Origin of the sequence: Sporotomaculum syntrophicum (genome assembly GCF_009932395.1) — a bacterium.
In the GTDB taxonomy this organism is placed as follows: domain Bacteria; phylum Bacillota; class Desulfotomaculia; order Desulfotomaculales; family Desulfallaceae; genus Sporotomaculum; species Sporotomaculum syntrophicum.
The window spans coordinates 83,129-85,112 of sequence record NZ_LSRS01000003.1 but is presented as its reverse complement, the minus strand read 5'-3'; the positions used below and the strand labels follow the sequence as shown (position 1 = coordinate 85,112).

The window sequence follows — 1,984 nt, the reverse complement described above, 5'->3', positions numbered from 1 at the left end:
ACTACGGGCTAGTAGTGAAAACACGGGTTAAAGATGACCCCAGACGGTTTAACACTCCCCATCGTGGCAGTAAGAACTGGACCAAAATATACAATAAACGTACATCCGTCGAGCGCTGCTTTGGTCGCCTTAAAGAATACCTGAGCCTAAAAAACTTAAATGTGCGAGGGTTCAAAAAAGTAAAAGCGCGTGTCTTATTATCATGTATTGCAATGTTATCCACAGCGATGGTTTCAGTATTTGAGCCCAAAGTTGTAAAGCAGGTAGCTTAGGCGATACTGGTATTTTAAAACTCTCTATAGCTCAAAGGGGTATTTTTGTCCATTTTTGATTATCCACAGTTATAAAATAGCATTTAGCATAGCAACTTACCATAACTGTGTTAAGTTAATGCGATTGCAGTTCTAAATTATGGCATTGAATTTTATGCTACAGAAATTATGCAAAATGCTTAATTAAGTACAATGAGTGGACTGAAATTGAAATTAGTGCTAGGCAAGATGAGCTTGTCAAATTTGCATTGAATAGATGGAGTATATAATTTCGAAATAATAACCATGTACTGCTTGCTGCCATACATCACATACCCCTCAACCAGCCCATCTTGCCGTACTTCGCTCTGCCACTGCCAGCCAGCCTACAGGCCCACCAGCGCCCTGCCAAACCTTCCATCATCAACTTTGCCTAATAGTCTTCTTAACATCTTCTCAGCCTCCGTTTTCTTGACCATACCGTCGCCGGTGGCGGCGGTATAATGGAAAGAGCGGGAGGTGAGCGGGATCCATCGGCGAAGTGTTAAAAGCCCCCCGGCCCCATGATTGGGGGTTGAATGACTCTAGAGCTGGCCAGTGTGCCGGCAAAGCCGGACCCGGTAAGTTATGACCCTAGAGTAGGCTTTGCCGGCACTCTAGCCGACATGCACAGGACCCCGGTGCCAGAGCATGCACGTTAAATACAAGCCACACATACCAGGCCCGACCCGATAGAATTGACCCCAGAGCTGGGCATGGTGATGTGTGGCTTCCTTGTTAGCATAGTATAAATACTTAGCCCGTTGTATAATCATAAATTCCCATTTGGCTCTATTCCTGTATTGGGACAACGTCAACATAGAAATATTACTGTCAAAGTATCACTTTCAAGTTGAGATAAATACCTTTGCCGAAAAAAACTTTCAATTAAATACTCAAGATTATTGTTATGAAGTGCCAATCTTATACTTCCTGGTTTAAAGCAATTGTTCACTCGTAGTTCCGTCTGTGTCACCTTATCTATTTCAGGATAAAGCTAAACTGGATTGATTGAAGCGCTTTTAATTTTCTCTAAGTTTAATAAAACTTCAAATTTGTTTAATACATCTGATGTGATCTGAAATTTCTCTGTGTTTTTATCTTGATAATCGGTCAAATTAGCAATCTCCACCGACCCACATGTTATTAATTGTAACTTCACTCATAGGTATCCTCCCGTATATTGGTGGCCTAACATTGCTTTAAAGGCAAATAAAGGCTCACTATTTGGAATTTATTTAAATCCTGTTTATATGGTAACAACTGGGCCAGACTCCAGTTTGTCAAAAACAGCTTAAAATTTAAAATCTATTTTATCTTTAATTAGTGTATAAAGGTATTCCATATATTAGCCTAGAAACATAGAAGTAACATATAACCCAAGTGTTCCAAGGTATATGTATAGATCTTTTATAGCTTGTAATGATTACAAGATTACTGATGAATCTGTAAAATAGTCTTTTCCTATTTAATTAAGTGTTTTGCATAATCCATAAGCCAATAGAATCAAGGGTTTCAAGGCCACAAAAAAGGACTTCACCCCTTGTTTTGCCGAATATTACAAGTAGCACCTAATAACAAACGACAAAAACCAGAGGTGAAGTTACTTGTATATTCAACAACAGTGCCTGTTTTCCTTTGACGAAATTATGAAACTGCAACCGGAAACCCGGTTAGAAAAGATTTTTCATACC

At 39.4% G+C, this 1,984-nt stretch carries 2 protein-coding genes; both read left to right on the top strand.

Annotated features, from left to right (window positions below; translation table 11 throughout):
* Positions 1 to 272: transposase (locus SPSYN_RS05490; RefSeq protein WP_161821508.1), on the top strand; the 272-nt coding region annotated here is incomplete at its 5' end.
* 557 nt (positions 273 to 829) lie between these two features.
* Positions 830 to 952 (top strand): hypothetical protein, encoded by a 123-nt coding sequence (locus SPSYN_RS16160; RefSeq protein ID WP_279279245.1) that lies wholly within the window; start codon positions 830 to 832, stop codon positions 950 to 952.
* Positions 953 to 1,984: the final 1,032 nt, after the last annotated feature.